The 20,866-nt window shown below is 67.2% G+C and carries 19 protein-coding genes and 1 pseudogene; 7 read left to right on the forward strand and 13 right to left on the reverse strand.

The features are described from left to right. Nucleotides 1–448: 448 nt before the first annotated feature. From tyrS to AB0H61_RS17590, 8 genes and pseudogenes are all read right to left on the reverse strand, one after another. The gene (gene tyrS, locus AB0H61_RS17555) at nucleotides 449–1,738 is read right to left on the reverse strand and encodes a tyrosine--tRNA ligase (RefSeq protein ID WP_357305253.1); all 1,290 of its coding nucleotides are present in this window, start codon (nucleotides 1,736–1,738) and stop codon (nucleotides 449–451) included. A 361-nt stretch (nucleotides 1,739–2,099) separates the two neighbouring features. Beyond that, the gene (locus AB0H61_RS17560; RefSeq protein ID WP_357305255.1) at nucleotides 2,100–2,519 is read right to left on the reverse strand and encodes a DoxX family protein; all 420 of its coding nucleotides are present in this window, start codon (nucleotides 2,517–2,519) and stop codon (nucleotides 2,100–2,102) included. A gap of 115 nt (nucleotides 2,520–2,634) precedes the next feature. Beyond that, nucleotides 2,635–3,258 (reverse strand): DNA-3-methyladenine glycosylase, encoded by a 624-nt coding sequence (locus tag AB0H61_RS17565; RefSeq protein WP_357305258.1) that lies wholly within the window; start codon nucleotides 3,256–3,258, stop codon nucleotides 2,635–2,637. A 127-nt stretch (nucleotides 3,259–3,385) separates the two neighbouring features. Then, nucleotides 3,386–4,534, reverse strand: coding sequence for a low temperature requirement protein A (locus AB0H61_RS17570; protein ID WP_357305261.1), 1,149 nt, complete (start codon nucleotides 4,532–4,534; stop codon nucleotides 3,386–3,388). 66 nt (nucleotides 4,535–4,600) lie between these two features. Beyond that, the gene (locus AB0H61_RS17575) at nucleotides 4,601–5,191 is read right to left on the reverse strand and encodes a sigma factor-like helix-turn-helix DNA-binding protein (protein WP_357305263.1); all 591 of its coding nucleotides are present in this window, start codon (nucleotides 5,189–5,191) and stop codon (nucleotides 4,601–4,603) included. 136 nt (nucleotides 5,192–5,327) lie between these two features. After that, nucleotides 5,328–5,489 (reverse strand): annotated as a pseudogene (locus AB0H61_RS17580) (sigma factor); the annotation flags it as partial. A 96-nt stretch (nucleotides 5,490–5,585) separates the two neighbouring features. Next, nucleotides 5,586–6,770: an FAD-dependent oxidoreductase gene (locus AB0H61_RS17585; protein ID WP_357305265.1), complete on the reverse strand. Its 1,185-nt coding sequence runs from the start codon at nucleotides 6,768–6,770 to the stop codon at nucleotides 5,586–5,588. 118 nt (nucleotides 6,771–6,888) lie between these two features. Next, nucleotides 6,889–7,584 (reverse strand): NAD(P)H-binding protein, encoded by a 696-nt coding sequence (locus tag AB0H61_RS17590; protein WP_357305267.1) that lies wholly within the window; start codon nucleotides 7,582–7,584, stop codon nucleotides 6,889–6,891. A gap of 94 nt (nucleotides 7,585–7,678) precedes the next feature. Between AB0H61_RS17590 and AB0H61_RS17595 the strand changes: the two genes are divergently transcribed. The 5 genes from AB0H61_RS17595 to AB0H61_RS17615 all read left to right on the forward strand — a co-directional run bounded on the left by AB0H61_RS17595 (nucleotide 7,679) and on the right by AB0H61_RS17615 (nucleotide 12,244). Further along, a complete protein-coding gene (locus tag AB0H61_RS17595; protein WP_357305269.1) occupies nucleotides 7,679–8,161 on the forward strand; it encodes a MarR family transcriptional regulator in 483 nt (160 codons plus the stop codon). A gap of 157 nt (nucleotides 8,162–8,318) precedes the next feature. After that, nucleotides 8,319–9,839 carry a multicopper oxidase domain-containing protein gene (locus AB0H61_RS17600; protein ID WP_357305270.1) on the forward strand — a complete coding sequence of 507 codons (1,521 nt, stop codon included), beginning with the start codon at nucleotides 8,319–8,321 and terminating at the stop codon, nucleotides 9,837–9,839. A gap of 181 nt (nucleotides 9,840–10,020) precedes the next feature. After that, nucleotides 10,021–10,752 (forward strand): ABC transporter ATP-binding protein, encoded by a 732-nt coding sequence (locus AB0H61_RS17605; RefSeq protein WP_357305272.1) that lies wholly within the window; start codon nucleotides 10,021–10,023, stop codon nucleotides 10,750–10,752. Next, a complete protein-coding gene (locus tag AB0H61_RS17610) occupies nucleotides 10,749–11,531 on the forward strand; it encodes an ABC transporter permease (RefSeq protein WP_357305275.1) in 783 nt (260 codons plus the stop codon). Before AB0H61_RS17605 ends, AB0H61_RS17610 begins: the two co-directional genes overlap by 4 nt. Then, nucleotides 11,528–12,244: a TetR family transcriptional regulator gene (locus tag AB0H61_RS17615; protein WP_357305278.1), complete on the forward strand. Its 717-nt coding sequence runs from the start codon at nucleotides 11,528–11,530 to the stop codon at nucleotides 12,242–12,244. Before AB0H61_RS17610 ends, AB0H61_RS17615 begins: the two co-directional genes overlap by 4 nt. A 46-nt stretch (nucleotides 12,245–12,290) precedes the next feature. Here AB0H61_RS17615 and AB0H61_RS17620 read toward each other — a convergent pair whose 3' ends face one another. From AB0H61_RS17620 to AB0H61_RS17635, 4 genes are all read right to left on the reverse strand, one after another. Beyond that, nucleotides 12,291–12,518 (reverse strand): Trm112 family protein, encoded by a 228-nt coding sequence (locus tag AB0H61_RS17620; RefSeq protein WP_357305280.1) that lies wholly within the window; start codon nucleotides 12,516–12,518, stop codon nucleotides 12,291–12,293. A gap of 10 nt (nucleotides 12,519–12,528) precedes the next feature. Next, nucleotides 12,529–13,038: a GtrA family protein gene (locus AB0H61_RS17625; protein ID WP_357305283.1), complete on the reverse strand. Its 510-nt coding sequence runs from the start codon at nucleotides 13,036–13,038 to the stop codon at nucleotides 12,529–12,531. Continuing rightward, complete coding sequence (locus AB0H61_RS17630; protein ID WP_357305857.1) at nucleotides 13,035–15,278, reverse strand: hypothetical protein; 2,244 nt, start codon at nucleotides 15,276–15,278, stop codon at nucleotides 13,035–13,037. Before AB0H61_RS17630 ends, AB0H61_RS17625 begins: the two co-directional genes overlap by 4 nt. A gap of 94 nt (nucleotides 15,279–15,372) precedes the next feature. Continuing rightward, nucleotides 15,373–17,577: a hypothetical protein gene (locus tag AB0H61_RS17635; protein WP_357305860.1), complete on the reverse strand. Its 2,205-nt coding sequence runs from the start codon at nucleotides 17,575–17,577 to the stop codon at nucleotides 15,373–15,375. Between the two features lie 290 nt (nucleotides 17,578–17,867). On the opposite strand from AB0H61_RS17635, the gene AB0H61_RS17640 reads away from it, so the two are divergent. Then, complete coding sequence (locus tag AB0H61_RS17640; protein WP_357305286.1) at nucleotides 17,868–19,028, forward strand: glycosyltransferase family 2 protein; 1,161 nt, start codon at nucleotides 17,868–17,870, stop codon at nucleotides 19,026–19,028. After that, nucleotides 19,018–20,157, forward strand: a complete 1,140-nt coding sequence (rffA, locus tag AB0H61_RS17645) for a dTDP-4-amino-4,6-dideoxygalactose transaminase (protein ID WP_357305289.1) — start codon at nucleotides 19,018–19,020, stop codon at nucleotides 20,155–20,157. The genes AB0H61_RS17640 and rffA overlap by 11 nt, the downstream gene beginning before the upstream one ends. On the opposite strand, the gene AB0H61_RS17650 is transcribed toward rffA, so the two are convergent. Next, nucleotides 20,154–20,753, reverse strand: a complete 600-nt coding sequence (locus AB0H61_RS17650; RefSeq protein ID WP_357305292.1) for a methionine biosynthesis protein MetW — start codon at nucleotides 20,751–20,753, stop codon at nucleotides 20,154–20,156. The two genes, rffA and AB0H61_RS17650, sit on opposite strands and share 4 nt — an antisense overlap. Nucleotides 20,754–20,866: the final 113 nt, after the last annotated feature.

The raw sequence follows: 20,866 nt of genomic DNA on the forward strand, positions 1-20,866 counted from the left end.
GACCCCTACACACGGGGAGTGAGAGGCCGGAACCAATAAATAATTGGCACTGACATTCATCGACACACTATTGAGTTCTCAAAGAACACACGCACTCACATCCGTGCCGGTTTCTACCCGGTCACTTCTCTTGAGGCAACTTTTCCAGCCTAACCGTCCGCCCTCGCGAAGTCAAGTACGCTCGGTCGTCCGAGGTCCAGCCGTGTTCTCACATATTGGTCAGGCGCTCCTCGTCCTACCTCGTTTCCCGGTCCCTCTTTCCAGCCTCTGAGCTGGGCGTTTGGGCTCCGGGTCGGTGTCCGTGTCGCTCTGACCTGGATAAAGTTACGCGGCGGGGAACGCAACGTCAAATCCGCACTACACGCCTGTAATTCCGCAGGTCAGAGGCTTGCCGGAGGGCCGAAATCGGGCTTGGGTCACGTAAATGTGACCCAAGCCACCAAGATCATCAGGATTCGGCCCGGAGGACGCCCGCGATATTCCGCTTCCCGCGACGCAGCGCCAACCAGCGTCCGTGCAGGTAGTCACCCTCTTCGGGGGTCCATTCCAGATCCGCGACCTTCTGGTTGTTCACGTACGCGCCGCCTTCGTTCACCGCCCGGCGGGCCGCGCCGCGGCTCTCGGACAGCCCGCTCGCCACCAGCAGATCGACGATCGTGTTCGGCTCCCCCGCCCGAATCTCGGCGACCGCGCCGTCGACCGCGGTTTCCCGCAGCGCGGCGCCCAGCGTCGATTCGTTCAGCTCGCGCAGCTCGCCGCGGCCGAACAATGCCTGGCTGGCCAGCTGCACGGCCGTGGTGTGCTCCTCGCCGTGCACCAATGTCGTCATTTCGGCGGCCAGCCTGCGCTGCGCCTCCCGCGCGTGCGGCCGCTCGTCGGTCGCCTGCTCCAACTCGGCCAGTTCTTCCTGCGAGAGGAAGGTGAACCAGCGCAGGTAGCGCATGACATCCGCGTCGGCGGTATTCACGAAGTACTGGTACCAGGCGTACGGGCTGGTCATCTCGGGATCCAGCCACAGGCTGCCGCCACCGGTGGACTTGCCGAATTTCTTGCCGTCGGCGGAGGTCACCAGCGGCAATGTCAGCGCGTGCACGGACTCGCCGTCCACGCGGCGGTTCAACTCGACGCCCGCGATGATGTTGCCCCACTGATCGGAGCCGCCGACCTGCAACCTGCATCCGTAGGTGCGGCGCAGCTGCACGTAGTCGTTGGCCTGCAGAAGCATGTAGCTGAACTCGGTGTAGGAGATGCCCTCACCGTCCAGCCGACGCTTGACGGTGTCGCGCGCCAGCATCACATTGACCGAGAAGTGCTTGCCGATATCGCGCAGGAAGTCGACGGTCGAGAGCGGACCGGTCCAATCCATATTGTTCGCGATGATCGCACCGGTCGGCGAGTCGTCCAGATCGACGAAGCGCTCGAGTTGCGAACGGATCCGCTGAGCCCACTCGGCCACCGTGTCGGTCGAGTTCAAGGTCCGCTCGCCGACATCGCGCGGGTCACCGATGAGTCCGGTGGCGCCGCCTGCCAGCACGATCGGCCGATGCCCGGCGCGCTGGAACCGCTTCAGCGCCAGCAACGGCACCAGATGTCCGGCGTGCAGGCTGGCCGCGGTCGGATCGAAACCCGCGTACAGGGTCAGCGGGCCGTCGGCCAGCGCCGCGCGCAGGGCATCGAGGTCGGTGGACTGTGCGAGCAGTCCGCGCCAGGTCAGTTCGTCGATGATGTCGCCGCTCACGCCCGGGCCTCGCTGCCGCTCGGCACCGGCATGCGCGAGGCGCGCCGACACGTGGTTCGCTCACTTCGTTCGCTCACGCTGTCCCATCTTTCCGCACCCGTGTCCTGCGCCGATGCGCAGGTCGCCACTGATTGTCATGGACCGCCGTACCCACGATCGAGTGGTTTTCCATGGCGGACCCGGATCGTTTCGGCGGGTCGGTACCCGCGCTGATCACCCGGTCGGCGGCCCGACCACGGGCGCCGATCGGCTGGCCGCAGAGGACGATCTCTCCCAACCCATTACCAAGTGATCGTCGCCGGAGTACCTAACGCGACGACCGGCAGTCCGGCCGCCGATCGTCGGTTGTTCATCGAACTGTTCAGCGCGAAACCAACGCTCGCAGGGCGGCGATGCTGTCGCGGCGCCGGTAGGCGATCCAGGCGAACAGCCCGGCCAGCACCAGCGGGAAGATCGCCCCGGCGGGCGAGTCGAGGATGAACGCCTGGGTAGCGGCGGCGCAGACCGTGGTGATGGACAGGCCGACCGCGGCCGCCCCGCTCAGCCGGTAGATCAATAGGCCGATGCCGCCGGCCAGCTCGACCAGACCGGTGAAGTACATGAACCACGCGCCGATGCCTATCTCGCCGAAGATGCGCACCGCATCGGCCTGGCCGACGAACTTCGGGATGGCCGAGGCGATGATGAAGAACAAGCCGAGCACGATCTGCAGGGTCCACAGCGTTCGGTCGATGGCCAGGCCGGGGCGGGCGGCGGGCGGGGTCGCGGCGATGGCGGTCATGGTGGCTCTTCCTCCGGGTCGGTCGCGCCGGGTCGGTGGCGCGTTCACCGGATAGGACGGGGCACACCGCGAGAACTCATCGCTCGCCGCCGAATTCGCTTCTACCCGGGGGATGTCACGCGGATTCCGCCGTCGCGCGAGCGGCGCGCGGGCTGCGCCGGTAGACCGAGACCGCGGGCGAGGACGGGAGCCAGAATCGCCACGGCACGTCCGCGGCGGCGCTCACGCCGACGCGCGGGCCGCTGGCGATTGCCGCGATATCGACGGCCTCGTTCAGCTCCAGCCGGATCGGTGCGGACGGGTCGAACAGCTCGGTTCCGTAGTCGCTCAACGTGATTCCCAGTGCACTGCCGAGATTGCCCGGCCCCCTTGCCAGATCCGCGTCGGAGCGGGCAGCGGCGCGCCGGGCTCGGGCCTCATCCTGTCCGGCGATCACCTCGCCGGAGCGCACCAGCACCGCACTGGCAATTCCGTCCGGCCCGCTCGTCACGTTGACACACAGGTGCGTGCCATAGCTGAGGTACACGTACAGCACCCCGGCAGGCCCGAACATCACCGCATTGCGCTTGGTGCGCCCGCGCCCCGAGTGGGAGGCGGGATCCGGCCACGGTCCCGAGGGATCCCCGCCGTATGCCTCGACCTCGACGATCCGGACCCCGACCGGACCGGACCACAGTGTCGAGCCGAGCAGTCGCCGGGCCGCGACGGGCGGTTCGACCGCGAGTTGATCGGCATGCACAGCCGATCATTGTCCTCGATGGGGCCCGCGGTGGATACGGCGGCCGGTGCCTTCGGGCGCGGTCAATTTCCCGCTCTCGGTGTCGAGGCCGGTCGCAGCCGGGTGTCCCACGGCCGCCGAGCGCCGGTCAGATGTAGCTGCTGTGATGACCGGTGCGCAGGGTGATCACATCATCGATGATCACCGCCGCGTAGCCGACCGCGACGAGTGCCGCGAGCTGCGCCCACGCCACCCACGCGATACCGATCGGAATGGTCGCGCAGACCGCGGCTGCCGCGACCAGCCGCGTCCACGGCCGTGGCAATTTCAGCACGACGCGGAAACAGAACTGTCCGGTGAAATACAGTGCGACGCCGCCGGACAACGCAGCGGCCGCCGCCATCGAGGCGGGCTCGTCGCCGTGCGCGATGCTCATTTTGATGCCCGCCGCCGCCACGATGATGCCGACCAGCAGCGGATAGAGCGCATATCCGTAGGCGAGCACGGCGGGCCGCGACCGTTCCCGGTCCGACACCGCGGACAGCGCGTGCTCACCGCGTTCGTCATCGATGCCGAAGTAGGCCCACCACAGCACATACGCCAGGCACAGGCCGAGCGCGACATTGCCGACCAGCGGCACGGTCAACTTCTCCCCGGCCAGCCCGGTGCCGATGGCGACCACCGATTCGCCGATGGCGACGATGATGACCAGGCCGTGCCGTTCACAGAAGTGAGTAGCCCGCACCACGAAGTCGCGGGTGTCGACCAGGTACGGACTCAATATCTGAACCACGAATGCGGCGGCCCAGCACAGGTATTGCCACCGGCCGTGCGCGAATCCGCCGGCCAGCACCAATGCGGCCGCGAGCGCGTTCAGTGGTGCGATGCGTTTGATCGCGTTCGTCGCGGAGGAACCTCCGCTGCTCCAGAACAGCACGGTGTGCACGCTATTGACCAGGACATAGCCGAGTCCGAACGCGATGCCGGTGCCATGGAACGCGTCGGGGATCGCGAGCGCGAGGACGAAGAACCCGAACATGCCCGTCAGCAGCAGAGTGCGCCGCTGCGAATTGTTCGGCGCCACCTCGTTGGTGAGCCAGACGTATCCGCTGTACATCCACCAGATGACACCGAAGAGCAGCACCACCTGCGCCAAGGCCTCCCACCCCGGATGGTGGGTGAATACGTGGGTCAACTGGGTGATGGTGAAGACGAAGACGAGGTCGAAGAACAGTTCCAGGGTGGAGACTCGAACCTGCCCGCCATCCACATTCGATTTCGTGGTCTGACTGGTCACGGCAGAAGCGTAGATCGGCGGCCGGGATCCAGCGCGCCGGTCACTTCGGCCTCCGATCGGTCCGGTTCATCCGAGGGTGTCGGTGCCCATGTACAGCCCCCCGAGCTTGCTCGGATTGACCTGGAAGCGCAGGTTCTGGATGCGGCCGTCGACGATGTCGTAGGTGAAGGCCGCGACCGGGTTGCCGTCGATGCTGGCCAGCGCGCCGAGTTCGCCGTTGATATGCGCGGGCGACAGGACCACGCCCGCGACCGTCGGCTTGGCCAGCACACCGAGGAGCCAGCGCGCCACATGATCGGGGCCGTACAGCGGGCGCAACGCCGCGGTGACCACGCCGCCGCCGTCGGACCAGGAGGTCACGTCGGGCGCGAGCAGACCCATCAGCGCGTTCAGGTCGCCGCCCCCGCACGCGGCCATGAACTGTTCGGTGACATGTTCGCGTTCGGCCTTGTCGGTATCGAAGCGTGGGCGTCGCGACTGCACGTGCGCGCGGGCCCGGTGCGCGATCTGCCGAACGGTGGCCTCGGGCTTGTCCAGGGTGTCCGCGATCTCGGCGTGGGAGTAGCCGAAGACCTCGCGCAACAGGAAGACCGCGCGTTCGACTGGACTCAGGGTCTCCAGCACCACCAGCATCGCGGTGGAGACGGTGTCGGCCAACTCGGTCTCCTCCGCGATATTCGGTGGTCAGCAGTGGTTCGGGGAGCCAGGGACCGACATAGGTTTCGCGGGTGGCTTTGGCGGAGGTGAGTCGGTTCAGCGACAGGTTGGTGACCGTGCGCACCAGGTAGGACTTGGGATGCTGGACCGTCGACTTATCGGTGTCGTTCCACTTCAACCAGGCGTCCTGCAGGATGTCCTCGACATCGGTGACGGTGCCCAGCATCCGGTAGGCGGTGGCGAACAGGAGCCTCCGGTGCTCGAGGAAGGGATCCTGCCCGGGCATATCGTCAACCATGCGCCCATGCTCCACAGTCGGGTCCGAATTCGGCAATCGGACGGGATGACGGCCGCGGCCGCCCGGGTGGGGCGGCGGACGGCTTCGAATCGTGCGTCACGCGGTCACGCGGGTGGCCTTGCCGCCCTTGGACAGCTGGACCGACACCGTCATCTTCTTGCTCATGGTGAAGGTCGGCACCGGGCTGCTGCTGACGGCATCCTTGTACATGACCGCCGCCTTCCCCGTCAGGTGGAGCCGGCCCGGGGTGTCGTCGGCCTTGGTGAACTGGATGACGGCGTCCTTGCGCCCGAGGCTGACCGGCTGGTGGAAGTAGCCGAAGCGGAACGGCCGCACCTTCTTCCCGCGCAACTGCCGCGCGATGACATCGGCGGTATAGGCGGCGGTCGGCAATCCCGACTGACAGGTGCCGTGGATCAGGCCCCATGCCTGGCGCACCGCGGCCGCGTCGCCGATGGCGTGGATATTCGGGTGCGAGACCGACCGCAGGGTCTGGTCCACCACGATGAGGCCGCGCTCGTCGGTGTCGATGCCCGCGCGGGTGGCCAGCGGGGAGACGCGAACGCCGGTGGTCCACAGCGTCAGGTCGGCCGGGATCAGTTCGCCGCCCGCGAGTTCCACCGCGTCGGGCAGCACCTTGGTGACGGTCTGCCCGATCTCCCCGACGATGCCGAGCCGGTCCATGGCTGTGTTCAGGTAGGCGCGCGCCTTCTGCCCCATCATCGCGCCGGGCTCGGTGCTGCTGACCAGTGTGACCGTCGATCCCGGGTGCTGCTCGGCGATTTCGGTCGCGGCCTCGATGCCGGTCAAGCCGCCGCCGCAGACCACGATATGGCCGCCGTTGGCCTCGACCACCGCGAGTCGTTCGGCGAAGCGGTGCGCGGTGCGCGGATCGTTGAGGGTCCACGCGTGATCGGCGGCACCGGGCACCTTCGAGGTGTCGGTGCCGCTGCCCAGGGCGTAGATCAGCTCGTCATAGTGCAGTGTCGCGGTGCCGTCGATGTAGACCCGCTGGGCCGCGGTGTCGATGGAGGTGGCCCAGCCCTGGACGAATTCGATGCCGGTACCGTTCAGCAGCTTCGGGATCCGATGGTCGGCGAGCTCCTGGCCCGCGGCGATCTGATGCATGCGCAGCCGCTCCGTGAACCGGTCGGACGGGTTGACCAAGGTGATCCGCACGTTCAGCTTGCGGGTCCGCCGGGCCAGCCGGATCGCGGCCAGCATGCCGGTATAACCCGCGCCGAGGACGACGATCCGGTGTTCGGTGTTGTTGGCGTTCATGGCGTTCACTCCCGTTGGTCGATGTCACCGATTCGGTTCGCCGGGTTGGTGACGACCATGGGACAAACCACCGGAGCCGGACGTGACAGCCCGGCATGGTGACCTGAGTCACATCGAATCAATGCTTGCCGAGCGCCTCTGTTCGGATCAGCTGGAACAGGCTCGGATTGTCGATCGTCGTGACGACACTGACCACCTTCCGGATGAATCGGTCCTCGTCGGCCGACCGGAGCAGCGCCGCGGCCAAGTCGACGCGGGCGGTGTAGCGCCCGTCGGCCCATCCGTCCACCATCGTGTAGTCGGTGACGGCGGGCAGTTCGTACAGTCCGCCCGGCCGCACGATGGTCCAGTCGAGATCACTCGCCTCGAGCAGTGCCTCCATCCGGCGCATATCGTCATAGAGCGACTTGCCCATGACCCGCGTGATGTACGGCTGCAGTACCCGATTGAAGAGGAACCCCGCGTCCGGATACGGCTTCGGATCGACCGCGCTGGAGGAGACCACCGAGATCCGGCGCACGTCGTACTTGCGCATCGCCGCAACGATATTGGCGACACCCGCGGAGTAGGTGGTGATCGGTTCCTTGCTGTACGGCACGCCGAGCGCGGAGAGTACGGCGTCCCCACCCGCGACCGCGGTCTCGACGGAATCCGCCCTGAGCGCGTCACCGCCGAACACGGTCAATCGGTCGTGCTCCAGCGGGAACTCCCCCGGCTTGCGAGTGACGGCGACGACGTCGTGGCCCACGGCCAGGGCTTGGCCGGTCAGCAGCCGGCCGGTGGGTCCATTGGCCCCGAAAACAATGATGCGCATGTTTCTCCTGGTCACTCGATATGCCTTCGACGCCGTTCCTTGCGGGCGTCGTATCATATGAAAACCATACCAACTAATTTGAGAGTCATACAATATGGGAGACGTAACAAAAGGCGGCCGGGCACACCGGCGCGCGGTCAACGCCGTGAAGGATTCGCTGCGCGACCTGAATATCCAGCTCTCCCTGCTGAATCGGCAGTTCGGCGCGAAGGTCGAACTCAAGGACGCGGACTGGAGCTGCCTCGACCTGATCAACCGGCACGGCCCGATCGGCCCCGGAGCCCTGGCCAAACTGGCCGGCCTGCATCCGGCGACCATGACCGGCATCCTCGACCGGCTGCAGCGCGGCGGTTGGATCACCCGTGAACGCGACCCCGAGGCCACCGACCGCCGTGCCGTGACGATCCGCGCCACCCGCGACCGCAACCCCGAGCTGTATCGGATGCTCTCCGTCATGACTACCCGAATGGACGAGCTCTGTGACCGATACTCCCAGGAGCAGCTCGAACTGATCGCGGACTTCCTGCGCCGCACCACCGAGGCGGGACAGCAGGCCACCGCCGAACTCGCCGACTGACCGCGTCCGGCGGCGAATATGCCTGGTACCGAGTAGCTTTCGCCCGGATACCCCGATGCCGAACCGTCCGGCGGCGGCGCGGAATCAGGGGTGGACCGGGGCCGAAATGGGGACGGTCCCGGATGTGGGCGGATGTCCGGCACCTTATCTTCATGCCATGTCTTCGGTTCCTCGGTCGCGTCTATGGCGGCGCTTATTACTCGGTATCGGTTCGTTGGTGGTGCTCCTGCTTGCCACGGTGGGCGGGTGCGTCACCTGGACGTACACCAGCGCGACCGTATCCACCGTCGGACGTGTGGATTTCACCGAGGAACTCACTGTTCCACCCTTGGCGACGGGCACCGTCGCGGCAGACGGCACCCGAATTTTCGAGCTCGACATGCGGACCGGCCGCACGGAGTTCCGGCCCGGAAAGTTCACCGAGACATGGGGATTCAATGGCGATTACCTCGGTCCGACGCTGCGCGCGCGGCGCGGTGAGCGGGTCGAGGTCAGGATTCGCAATGGCCTGCCCGAGGATTCGACCGTGCACTGGCACGGTATGCACCTGCCCGCCGCGATGGACGGCGGACCGCACCAGATGGTGCGGGCGGGCGGCGAGTGGACACCGCACTGGACCGTGAACCAACCCGCGGCGACGCTCTGGTATCACCCACATCCACACGGCGCCACCGAATCCCACGTTCGGCGCGGGCTGGCGGGCATGTTCCTACTCGATGACGCGATCGCCGAATCCCTGTCGCTGCCGAGCAACTACGGCGTCGACGACCTGCCGGTCATCGTGCAGGACGTGAAGTTCAACGGCACCGCATTGGACAGCTCGCACCGAATCTTCCGCAATGCCGGATTCCTCGGCGATCAGACCATGGTCAACGGCACCTTGGCCCCCTACCGTGAGGTCGGCGACGAACTGGTCCGGCTGCGAATGCTCAATGCCTCGACCGCGCGCATCTACAACTTCGGATTCGCCGACGATCGCTCGTTCGCCCTCATCGGCAGTGACGGTGGATTGATGCCGCGTCCGATCACGATGAATCGCCTCCAGTTGTCGCCGGGCGAACGCGCGGAAATCGTGGTGCGGATGCAGCCCGGTGAGCGAACCGTGTTGCGCAGCAATGAACTCGATGCCGGTCTGGATTTCTGGAACCAGCGCTTCTCGGGCGGGGACGACAGTTTCGATCTGCTCGAACTGCGCGCCGCAACCACCCTTCGTCCCTCCCCCGCACTCCCGGCGGCCTTGGCCGCCCCGTCCACCCCCGACGGATCCGATTCGGTTCAGGAGCGCCGCTTCGAGTTGAACCTGGCCGGAATCAATAAGCAGCCGATGGCCATGGACCGCATCGACCTGACCGTCACCCGCGGCAGCGCCGAGACCTGGGTGGTGCAGAACGCCGACGGTATGCCGCACAACTTCCATGTGCACGATGTGCAGTTCCGGGTACTGACCGTGAACGACGCACCGCCGCCACCGGAACTGTCCGGACCCAAGGACACCGTCTTCGTGCCGCCGAACACGACCGTCCGACTGGCCATGCGGTTCGACGGACCCGCCGATCCGAATTCGCCGTACATGTATCACTGCCATCTGCTGTGGCATGAGGACCAGGGAATGATGGGCCAATTCGTGGTGGTCGACCCGGGACAGAGTGCCGGGAAGCCTGCCCATCACGGGCACTGACCGGACTGGGCGCGGCCGGGGGTCGCGCCCGGACGGCACCTTTCGATTCATGACCGACACGCCCAGCCACCGTCGACACACCGCACCATGACGCCGATGCACGGCCACCTCTTGTCGGCACGCGCTGGGCGCGCTAAATTCATCACACAGTGAATTCAACACTCGATGAATTGAGGCGATCATGTCGCAGCCCTCGTCATCCGCTGCCGTCGAGGTACGAAACCTGACCGTCCGACGCGGCAAACGCGAAGTCCTGCACAATATTTCGCTGACCATTCCGCGCGGCTCGATCACCGGTCTGCTCGGGCCGTCCGGATGCGGCAAGACCACGCTCATGCGCAGCATCGTCGGCACCCAGATCGTGGAGTCCGGCGAGATCTCCGCACTCGGACTTGCGGCGGGCTCCCCCGAACTGCGCAGGCGCATCGGCTACGTCACCCAGGCGCCCAGCATCTACCCCGATATCAGCGTGCGCGAGAACGTCGCCTACTACGCGGCGCTCTACGGCCGCGACCGTGATGACACCGATGTCGCCATCGCCGCGGTCGGCCTGCTCGACCATGCACGTCAGCGCGGTGACGAACTCTCCGGCGGACAGATGACCCGCGCCTCACTGGCCTGTGCCCTGGTAGCCCAACCGGATCTGCTCGTCCTCGACGAACCCACCGTCGGACTCGACCCGGTGCTGCGGGTGGATTTGTGGAAGCAATTCCACGAGCTGGCCGCCAACGGAACCACACTGCTGGTCTCCAGCCACGTGATGGACGAGGCCGAACACTGCGACCGGCTGCTGCTGATGCGCGAAGGCGACCTACTGGCCGAGCTCAGCCCCGACGAACTGCGCGCCCAGACCGGTGAGCAGAACCTCGAACAGGCCTTCCTCACCCTCATCACGATGGGACCGAAAGCATGACCGCCACCCTCGCCCCCGCGCGCCCGGCTCTGCGCCCCTATCTGGCGACCACCGGACGCATTCTGCGCCAGCTGCGCAACGATCATCGCACCATCGCCATGATTCTCGTGGTCCCCGCGCTGCTCATGACGCTGCTGTACTTCATCTATCAGGACGCGCCACACGCGCCACACGGTCCCTCGCTCTTCGACCGGGTCGGCATGAGCATGCTCGGCATCCTGCCGTTCATCGTGATGTTCCTGATCACCGCGATCGCCATGCAGCGCGAACGCACGTCGGGCACCCTGGAGCGGCTGCTCACCACACCGCTGTCGAAGATCGACCTGCTGGCCGGTTACGGCACCGCCTTCTCCCTTGCCGCCGCCGCGCAGGCGTTGGTGGCGTGCCTGGTCTCCTTCGGGTTGCTCGGGCTCGATGCCGCGGGCAGCCCCGCCTGGGTGGTGCTGATCGCGGTGGTCGACGCGATCTGCGGTGTCGCGCTCGGCCTGCTGGCCAGCGCCTTCGCCCGCACCGAATTCCAGGCCGTGCAGTTCATGCCGTTGGTGGTGGCGCCGCAGATCTTCCTGTGCGGCCTACTCGTTCCGCGTGATCAGCTGCCCGACTGGTTGCAGCCGATCAGCAATGTGATGCCGTTGAGCTACGCCGTCGACGCGCTGCAACAGGTTTCGGAGAATCCGGAGCCGACCGCCGAAATGTGGCGCGATATCGCCATCGTCGCGGCCTTCGCGATCGTCGCGCTGGGACTGGGCGCGGCCACGCTACGACGGCGCACCGCATGAGCGCGGGGCCGCTCGACGAGTCCGGAGCACAACGGCGCAATGGCGTGGGCAGCGCCGGGGCGGACTCCGCCGACGACAGACCCACCCGGTCCGGGCGCAGGCCAGGGCAATCCGGTGCGCGTGCGGCCATACTCGCCGCGGCCCGCGCCCGATTCGCCCAGGGCGGATTCGACAAGACCTCGATCCGCGCGGTGGCCGCCGACGCCGGGGTCGATCCGGCGCTGGTGCACCACTACTTCGGGACCAAACAGCAGCTGTTCGCCGCGGTCGTCGAACTGCCGGTCGACCCGGAAGCGACGCTGCGAATCATCGAGGCCGCGCCATTGGAGCAGCTGGGCGAAACCATCTTGCGGACGATCGTGTCCGTCTGGGATTCGCCCGCCGGTCCGGGCATTGTCGCCATGGTACGGAGCATGCTGACGGGCGGCGATCCGGCGCTGGCGCGCACATTCGTGATGGAGGTCGTGCTCGAACGCGTCCGCCAGCGCATCACCACGCCCGACGACGACGGTCGCCTCCGGGTTTCCCTGGTGGGCTCGCAGATGATGGGAGTCCTGGTGGCCCGCAAGATCATCGGCGTCGAGCCGATCGCCTCCATGCCCATCCCCGACCTCGTCGCCATGGTCGGTCCCACCTTGCAGCGCTATCTCACCGAGCCGCTGAACATCCCGACCGAGCGAGCGGACGAGTCGCCGTTTCGGGGCCACCGCTGAACGCGGCCGCCCCGAGTCACCGGCACGATGTCACGCCGGTGCGTGCTCAGGCGCCGGTGGCGGTGAAGGCCGCGTGCTCGGCGTCGGTGACGTCGCGGCCCTCGTCGATCAGCAGGACGGGGATACCGTTCTCGATCGGGTAGGCGCGGCGCAGGCGCGGGTTGTAGAGCAGGCTGCTGCCGTCGTCGGCGCGCACCAGCAGCAGTGGACCCTTGTCCTGCGGGCAGGCGAGCAGGCTCAACAGGGTGGCGTCCAAGGCGGTTTCGTCCGGCATGACCGATAACCTACCCGGCGGACCGGGTCGGCCGGGAACCGTCCGCCGCTACCGGGGCCGGACGGTGGAACGAGATGTAGCGGTGGCCGAAGAAACTGGCCACCGCGACCAGCCCCATCACCACAACGGCCGCCGGTTTGTCCGGGAAGTGCAGCACCGTGACCGCCAGCTCGAGCAGCACCACATTCAGCAGCAGGCCACCGGAATTCACCGCGACGAAGCGCAGGAAATCGCGCATCACGTGCCCGCGCACCCGGAATACCAGCGTGCGATGCAGGACGAAGGCGACCACGATGCTGATGGCGTAGGCGAGCACCACCGCGACCGAGGGCGGCGTATGCGGGCCGAGCACCGACAGCCAGGCCACCGTCAACGTCATGCCGAGCGCGGTATTGAAGCCGCCGACCACCGCGAAGGCGAGTTCCTGCCGCCGCACCAGGCGCAGCAGCGGGCCCGGATCCTCGGTTCCGGTCGCCCCCGCGTGGGCTCCCGCCTCGCCGCCGAGATGTTGGGCGCTCACCGGATCGCGCCCGCGAGATCGGGTGCCGGGCTGTCGGCACCCGGCGAGGCGGGCGTATCACCCTCGGGCTCGTCGTCGCCTCGCCTGCCGCGTAGGTAGACCCACTGCAACGCACCGGCTCCGAGCACCCCGAGCAGTCCGGCGGCCCCACCGATCTTCCAGCCCGGTGGGTGCCAGGCCAGTTCCAGATCGCCGTTGGTGGTTCCGGCCGGAATGTCCACGGCGACGAAGGTTTTCGCGACCGCCTGGAACGGGATCTCGCGACCGTTCAGCGTCACCCGGTAGCCCGGCCAGCCCAGCCGCGCGAATACCACCCGGCCGCCGTTCTCCGACGACACCCGCACCCGACTGGTCTGGTTCGTTTCCGAAACCGAGGTCGCCGTGCCGCCCGCCACGGCGGCGACGCGGCCGTTCCGGGTGGACAGCAGCCCATCCTCGCGCTCCAGCACCGCGATGTACTTCTCATGCCCCGGGTAGGCAGCCCACTGCCAGCCCGACGGCGGGGGCTGGGTGCCCGCATCCGGGTACAGCGCCTTCTGCAGCACCACCCGGTCCACCTTCATCAGATCGACAATGGTCTTGCCGGTAGACGGCTCCACCGCGAAGGCACGGCGGTAGGCGTCCGGGCAGACGCTGGTGTCCCAGCGCATGCACAGCATCTCGCCGAACCAGTAGTGCCCGTTCGGCGTGTAGCCGCTAACGTAGGTCAGCTCCAGATCCTTGGCGTAATTGCCGAAGACCAGCGAGCCGTAGGCGCCATCCAGCGTCCGCTCCCCCGGCGGGATCAGCCCGCGGTCACCCAATTGCAATGTGGTGCCCGCGAAATCGGGGAAGGCCGCCTTCATCTCGGAGCGCCGCTCCGGCAGGTTCCAGCTCATCGGCGTCGGCTGCGCGGCACGCACCTGCAGGAACGCGATCGGGAAGGCCGAGACGATGACCAGCGCACAAGCCGCCGCGGTACCGCGACGCAGCCCGAGCCACACCACCGCCGCACCGAGCGCCGCGATGCCGACGGCCGAGACCGCATGCCACACCACTTCGTTCGGCGCCGCCGAGAAGGACCGCAGCCACAGCAACGCGATCAGCACCGCCGCCGCGATACCGCGCTGTCGCCGGTTCTGGAAGGTCGCGTAGCGCCCGAGCAATACGCAGACCAGCACCAGCAGACCCAGCGCCAGCATCGGCAGCACCCGGGCGGGCCAACGCAGCGGACCGATGGTGCCGGGGCCCGCGGTCCACATCAGCGCCATGATCGCGAAGAGCGCGATCGCGGTGAACTCCCGCCAGTTCTCACGCACCTTGCGCCAGTCGATGAAGGCCAGCGCCGGGATCAGGAACCAGGCGATGTAGACCACCGGGAGCGGTTGCACATAACCCCACCAGGAGTTGTAGGCGGGCAACGTGCTCGGCAGGCTGGCATTGAGCGACTCCGACCACGGCACGGTCAGGAATTGGTCGTTATTGATCTGGGCGGTGCCGCGCCAGGTCACCTTCGCCGACAGCATGCTGGGCAGATAGGTCGCCAGCCCGACCACCGCCGCGCAGGCCGAGACCGCGAGCAACCGCAGCGACGGCTGCCACCTGCGCTGGTAGACGAGTTCCCCGACGGCGACCGCGCCGATCATCAGACCCGCCTCCACGGCCGGGAAGATGTACTGCACCGAGATGGCCAGGTACAGGAAGACGAAGGTGGGAATCGGGCCGCCGCGTCCGCGCGCGTACCGCACGCCGGAGGCCCACGCCTGCACCATCCACGCGGTGCCGGTGAAGGCGGTGTACCAGCTGGCCTCGTCGAAGAACAGCAGCCAGCCGGTGAACGGAATCGAGATGCCGGCGACCGCGGCCCACGGCAGCGCGGCCCCGTACTCCTTGCAGATCCGGTAGACGCCCAGCCCGAGAATGATCGCGAAGATCAGTTTGATCAGGGTGGCGTAGAGCGCGACATTGTCGACCGAGGGCGCGATCAGATCGATCAGCAGCTGCGGCGGGTTCAGCAGACCCGCCTCCTCGATGGCGTAGTTGCCCGCCATCCAGTGCTCGGGAACCACCGTGGGGAACTGGCCGTCGCGCAGATTCCGGCCGAGCATCACCCATAGCGGGGCGTACTGCGATTCGGTGTCGTCGGTATAGAAATGCCGGACGTTGGCGAAGAGAACGGCGACATATCCCGCAATGACACCGAGTGCGGTTATGAGACCCCACTTGTATACATCCCGCCGGGCGGGGGCGCTGCTTTCCACCACGAGTTCCAGACCCTACAGTGCCGCACCCGATGATCGACACCACCCGATGTCTCGGCGCCCGGCGGCTCGATCCGAGCCACCGGGCCCGCGGTCACGAGACGACGTCCGCCAGTTCGCGTTCGGGCTCACCGGGCACGGGATCGTCGCCGGGCGTGTCCGTATCGCGTCGCCGCGACCGCACGTACAGCCACTGCAGCACGCCGATGCCGACCAGCCCGGCCGCCATGGTGGCGATGCCGACCTTCCAGCCCGGCGGTCGCCAGGTCAGGACCAGTTCGGCATCCGTGGTGCCCGCCGGGATATTCACGGCGACAAAGGACTTGGCCACAGTGGTGAACGAGATCGAGTCGCCGTTCAGGGTGGCCCGGTAGCCCGGCCAGCCCAGCCGCGCGAAGACGATCCGGCCGCCGTTCGAAGAGGACACGCGCACCCGGCTGGTCGTGTCGGTCTCGGAGATCGATGTCGCGGTCACATCCTTCGCGTCGGCGACGCGGCCGTTCACCGTCGAGATCGGGCCGTTCACCCGCTCCAGCACCGAGATGTACTTCTCGTGGCCCGGATAGTCGACCCACTGCCACCCGTCGGGCGCCGGCCGGGTGTGCGCGTCCGGGAACAGCGCACGCTGGAGCACCACGCGGTCCAATTTCATCAAGTCGACCAGCGCTCGCCCGGTACTCGACTCCGGTGCGAACATCCTGCGGAAGGCGTCCGGGCAGACACTGCTGTCCCAGCGCATACACAGCAGCTCACCGAAATAGAAGTGTCCGGTCGGGGTGTAGCCGTTGACGTAATTCAGTTCCAGACCTCTGGCGTAATTGCCGAAGACGAGCGAACCGTAGGCGCCGTCGAGGCTCTTGTCGCCGGGTTGCAGCAGACCGCGATCACCCAACTGGATGGTGGTGCCCGCGAAATCCGGGAAGGCGGCCTTCGCCTCGGAGCGATGGACCGGCAGATTCCACGCCATCGGGGTCGGCTGAGCGGCGCTGACCTGGAAGTAGGCGATCGGGAACATCGCGACGATGGTCAGCACGCAGGCGGTGGCGATCCCGCGGGTACGTCCCAGGTAAACCACCCCGGCGCCCAGCGCCGCGATACCGGCGGCCGCGAGCACATGCCAGAGCACGTCGTGCGGGTCGGCGGAGAATGTCCGCACCCACAGCAGCCCGATCAGTACCGCGGCGGCGATACCGCGGTTCTTCAGGTCGCGGAAGGTGCCGTAACGCCCGAGCAGTACGCAGACCAGCACCAGCGACCCGATCGCGAGCATCGGCAGCACCCGGACCGGCCAGCGCAGCGGCCCGATCGAACCGGGTCCAGCGGTCCACATCAACATCAGAATCGAGAACAGCGCGACCGCGGTGAGTTCGCGCCAGGATTCGCGCGCCCTGTCCCAGTCGATGAAGGCCAGTGCCGGGATCAGGAACCAGGCGATATAGGTGACCGGCATCGGCTGCACATAGCCCCACCACGAGGTGAACGCGGGCAATGAGCTGGGCAGGCTGGCGTTCAGCGACTCCGACCACGGCACCGTCAGGAATTGGTCGTTGATGATCTGGGCGGTGCCGCGCCAGGTCACCTTCGCCGAGAGCATGCTGGGCAGGAAGGTCAGCAGGCCGGCGAGTCCGGCGCAACCCGCGGCCACAGTCAGCCGCATCACCGGCCGCCATTTGCGTTGGTGGACAAGTTCGCCGACGGCCACCGCGAACAGCATCAGCGCGGCCTCGACCGCCGGGAAGATGTACTGGGTGGAGATGGTCAGGTAGAGGAATACGAAAACCGGGATCGGACCGCCCTGGCCGCGGGCATAGCGCACCGACGACGCCCACGCGTGCACCAGCCACGCGGTGCCGGTCAACGCCGTCATCCAGCTGGCCTCGTCGAAGAACAGGAAGAATCCGGAGAGCGGGAAGGCCACCCCGGCCACCGCGGCCCAGGACGCCCGGCCACCGTAGGCCAGGCAGATCCGGTAGACGCCGAGCGCGGCGATGATCGAGAAGATCAGCTTGACGACGGTCGCGTACAGCGCCACATTGTCCACCGACGGCGCGATCAGATCGATCAACAGCTGGGGCGGATTGAACAGCCCCGCGTCATCCATCGTGTTGTTACCCGACATCCACTGTTCGGGCACCATTACCGGAAAATTTCCGTCCCGCAGCGACCGCCCGAGTCCCACCCACAGCGAGGTGTACTGGGATTCGGTGTCGTCGGTGAAGAAATGCCTGGCATTGGCGAGCAGTACCGCGACGTATCCCGCGATCACGCCGAGCGCGGTGACCGCGCCCCACCGCAGCACCTCGCGACGCGAATCGCGTTCGGTGACATGCGGATCGGATTCGGAGGCGGTCTCCGGTGTGACCACGGAGCGGCCCGCGCGCGCGGGGGTAGGTACTGCACTATCCGTCACGAGTTCCAAACCCTACAGGGCACCGCGGTGCTTGGCAGCGATCCTGGACGCCATGATGATGGTGTGATGATCTGCTCCGGAAACGCCCATCGGCACCGTGCTAAGGTTCACGGCGGCTCGGGCTCTGCTGTCCAGCGGGGAATTCCGGCACGCACCGTCATCGAAAGTCGATCCAGCTGATGCCGATTCCCTCCACACGCCCGTACCGTTCCGCCGAGGTCGCGTCGAACGGTCGCCCGAGCAGGCCCGGCGCCGACCGGCCGCACGCGATCTCCGTCGTCGTACCGGTGTACCGGGGCGAGGACACCATCGGCGGACTGGTCGCCGAACTGCACCGGTTGACCACGAACGGTGCGACTCCCTCGGGGACCCCGTTCGTCGTGGAAGAGATCATCCTGGTACACGACAACGGGCCGGACCGGTCCGATGTGGTGCTGCAGGAACTGGAGCGGACCTACGACGAGGTGCGCACCGTCTGGCTCAGCCGCAACTTCGGCCAGGACGCGGCGACCATTGCCGGAATGTCCGCGGCCAAGGGCGATTGGATCGTCACGCTGGACGAGGACGGCCAGCACGATCCGGCGTTCATCGGCACCTTCCTGGACGCCGCGCTGGCCGAACGCGCCGATCTGGTCTATTCGAAGCCGACCAATACCCGCCCGCACGGTTTCCTGCGCAATATCACCTCGCGCGGCGCCAAATTGGTGCTCGCCACGGTCTTCGCGTTCCCGGATTCCACCCGATTCGAGAGTTACCGGCTGATCCGCGGCGATATCGGCCGCCAGCTCGCCGAAGTCGCCTCCAACGGTGTGTACCTCGACGTCGCGCTGACCTGGGTGGTCGGCCGGGTCGCCCAGGTGCCGGTGGTGCTGCGGGCCGAGGGTCGCGAGGAGTCCGGCTACAACTATCGGCGCCTGTTCTCGCTGTTCTGGAAGATGGTGCTGTGTAGCGGAACCCGCGGGCTGCGGCTGGTCAGCCTGCTGGGTGTGACGCTGGCGCTCGGCGGGGCCGTGATGGCCGGGGTGGTCGTCTACGAGGCACTGACCGCCGACGACTGGGCGCCCGAAGGCTGGGCCTCCACCATCGTGGTACTGCTGCTGTGTTCGGGCGCGATCCTGTTCTCCCTCGGCCTCATCGCCGAATACCTCGGGGTGGCGTTGCATATTCTCGTGGGCAAACCGCTCTACCTGACCGTCGAAACACCGACACCGCGCCCGGCAGGTGGCACCGGTCAGGAGGAGGTAGCCTGCGTAACCACGCAGGGCCCCGCGACCGCAGCCGAAAGCCGGGAACTGTCCACGACCGCCGCCAGCAGGGGGACCGACCCGCTTGAGCACTGACCGCGTCATCTTCAGCCGCCCGTTCCGGGCGCGCCGCGAACTCGCCAATCTGGAGGCCGTGCTGGCCTCCGACCACAGCCACGGCGACGGGCAGTTCACCGCGGCGGCGACCGCGAAACTGAAGACCATCACCGGCGCACCGCACGCACTGCTGACCACCTCGTGCACCTCGGCCCTGGAAATGGCCGGATTGTTGCTCGAGCTCGGTCCGGACGACGAAGTGATCGTGCCGAGCTTCGCGTTCACCTCGACCGCGACCGCCATGGCGCTGCGCGGGGCCACCTGTGTGTTCGCCGATATCGACCCGGAGACCGGCAATCTGGATCCGGAAGCCGTCGCGGCGGTGGTGACCGAGCGGACCAAGGCCGTGGTCGTCATCCACTACGGCGGTGTCGCCGCCGATATGGACCGGCTGCTGGCCTTGGCGAACACGCACGGTTTCGCCGTTGTCGAGGACAATGCCCACGGGCTCGGCGGCACCTGGCGCGGCCAGCGTCTCGGCACCATCGGCACCATGGGCTCGCTCAGCTTCCACGACACCAAGAACGTGCACTGCGGTGAGGGTGGCGCGCTGCTGCTCACCGACGAGATCCTGATGGCGCGCGCCGAGATCATTCGGGAAAAAGGCACCGACCGCGCCCGTTTCCTGCGCGGCGCGGTGGATAAGTACTCGTGGCAGGACATCGGCTCCAGTTACCTGCCCAGCGAGCTGAACGCCGCGGTGCTGGACGCTCAACTGGACGAGTTCGACACCATCCAGGCGGGCAGGCACCGCGTGTGGGACGCCTACGCCGCCGCGCTGCCCGACTGGGCCGCCCGCAACGATATCCGGCTCATGCGGGTGCCCGCGGACCGCGAGCACACCGCCCACCTGTACTACCTGCGCACACCCACCGAACAGCGCCGAGACGACCTGATCGCGCACCTCGGCGCCCGCGGCATCTCCGCGCCCTTCCACTACGTGCCACTGGATTCCAGCCCGGCAGGACTCAAGCTGGGCCGCACCCCGGTGCCTTGTGTGCGCAGCGCCGAGTTCTCCGGCACGGTGGTGCGGCTGCCGCTGTGGCCCGACCTGAGCGACGCGCAGGTGGCGCGGGTGGTCGAGGCTGTCACGGCCTTCACCGTCTAGGCCGTCAGGACGTACAGCTTCTCCCGCCCACCCGCGATCACCGCCCGCTGCGCCACCCGCGCGTCGTAGTCACGGAACAGGTCGTCCAAGGTGGCCTCGGTGAACCGGTGTCGCTGCGCGCCGTCGCCCGCGTCGGTGAAGCGGCGGGCGATCGCGGCGAGCACCCGGCTGTTACTGGTGGCCAGATTGCGGATGGGTTCGGAGATGATCACCTGCTTACCCGCCGCGGCCAGCATGCGATCCAGGACGTGCGCGGGCTCAGGCAGGAAGTGGTACAGGCTGGCCTGCATGATGACGTACTCCGCGGTCGGCAGCGGGGTATCGGAGTGCAGATTCCACACCCGGCCGTGTCCGCCCGCCGCGATGAGTCGTTCGACGAAACCCTCGTTGAGATCCAGGCCCGTGTAATCGACGGATTTCGCGCGCAGATAGTGGGTGTACAGCGTCGCGGGCCCGCAACACACGTCGACCACGGCGGCTCCATCCGGAACCAGTTCCGCGATGGCCCGGAACCGAGCCGCGTAGTGCCGGCCGTACAGTCCCCGCATCAGCGCCTCGTAGGTCGTCCGGTTGCGGTAGATAAGGCTTGTTCTCACAGCATCCCCGAGAGTCGGTTGGACATCGTCCACACACTCGGATGCTACGGCCAGAATCCATCTCGCACACGGCGACGCTGTTCCGCCCTGGTGAAGCCGCTACTCGGCAACAC

Source organism: Nocardia sp. NPDC050710 (assembly GCF_040654375.1).
Classification (GTDB): domain Bacteria; phylum Actinomycetota; class Actinomycetes; order Mycobacteriales; family Mycobacteriaceae; genus Nocardia.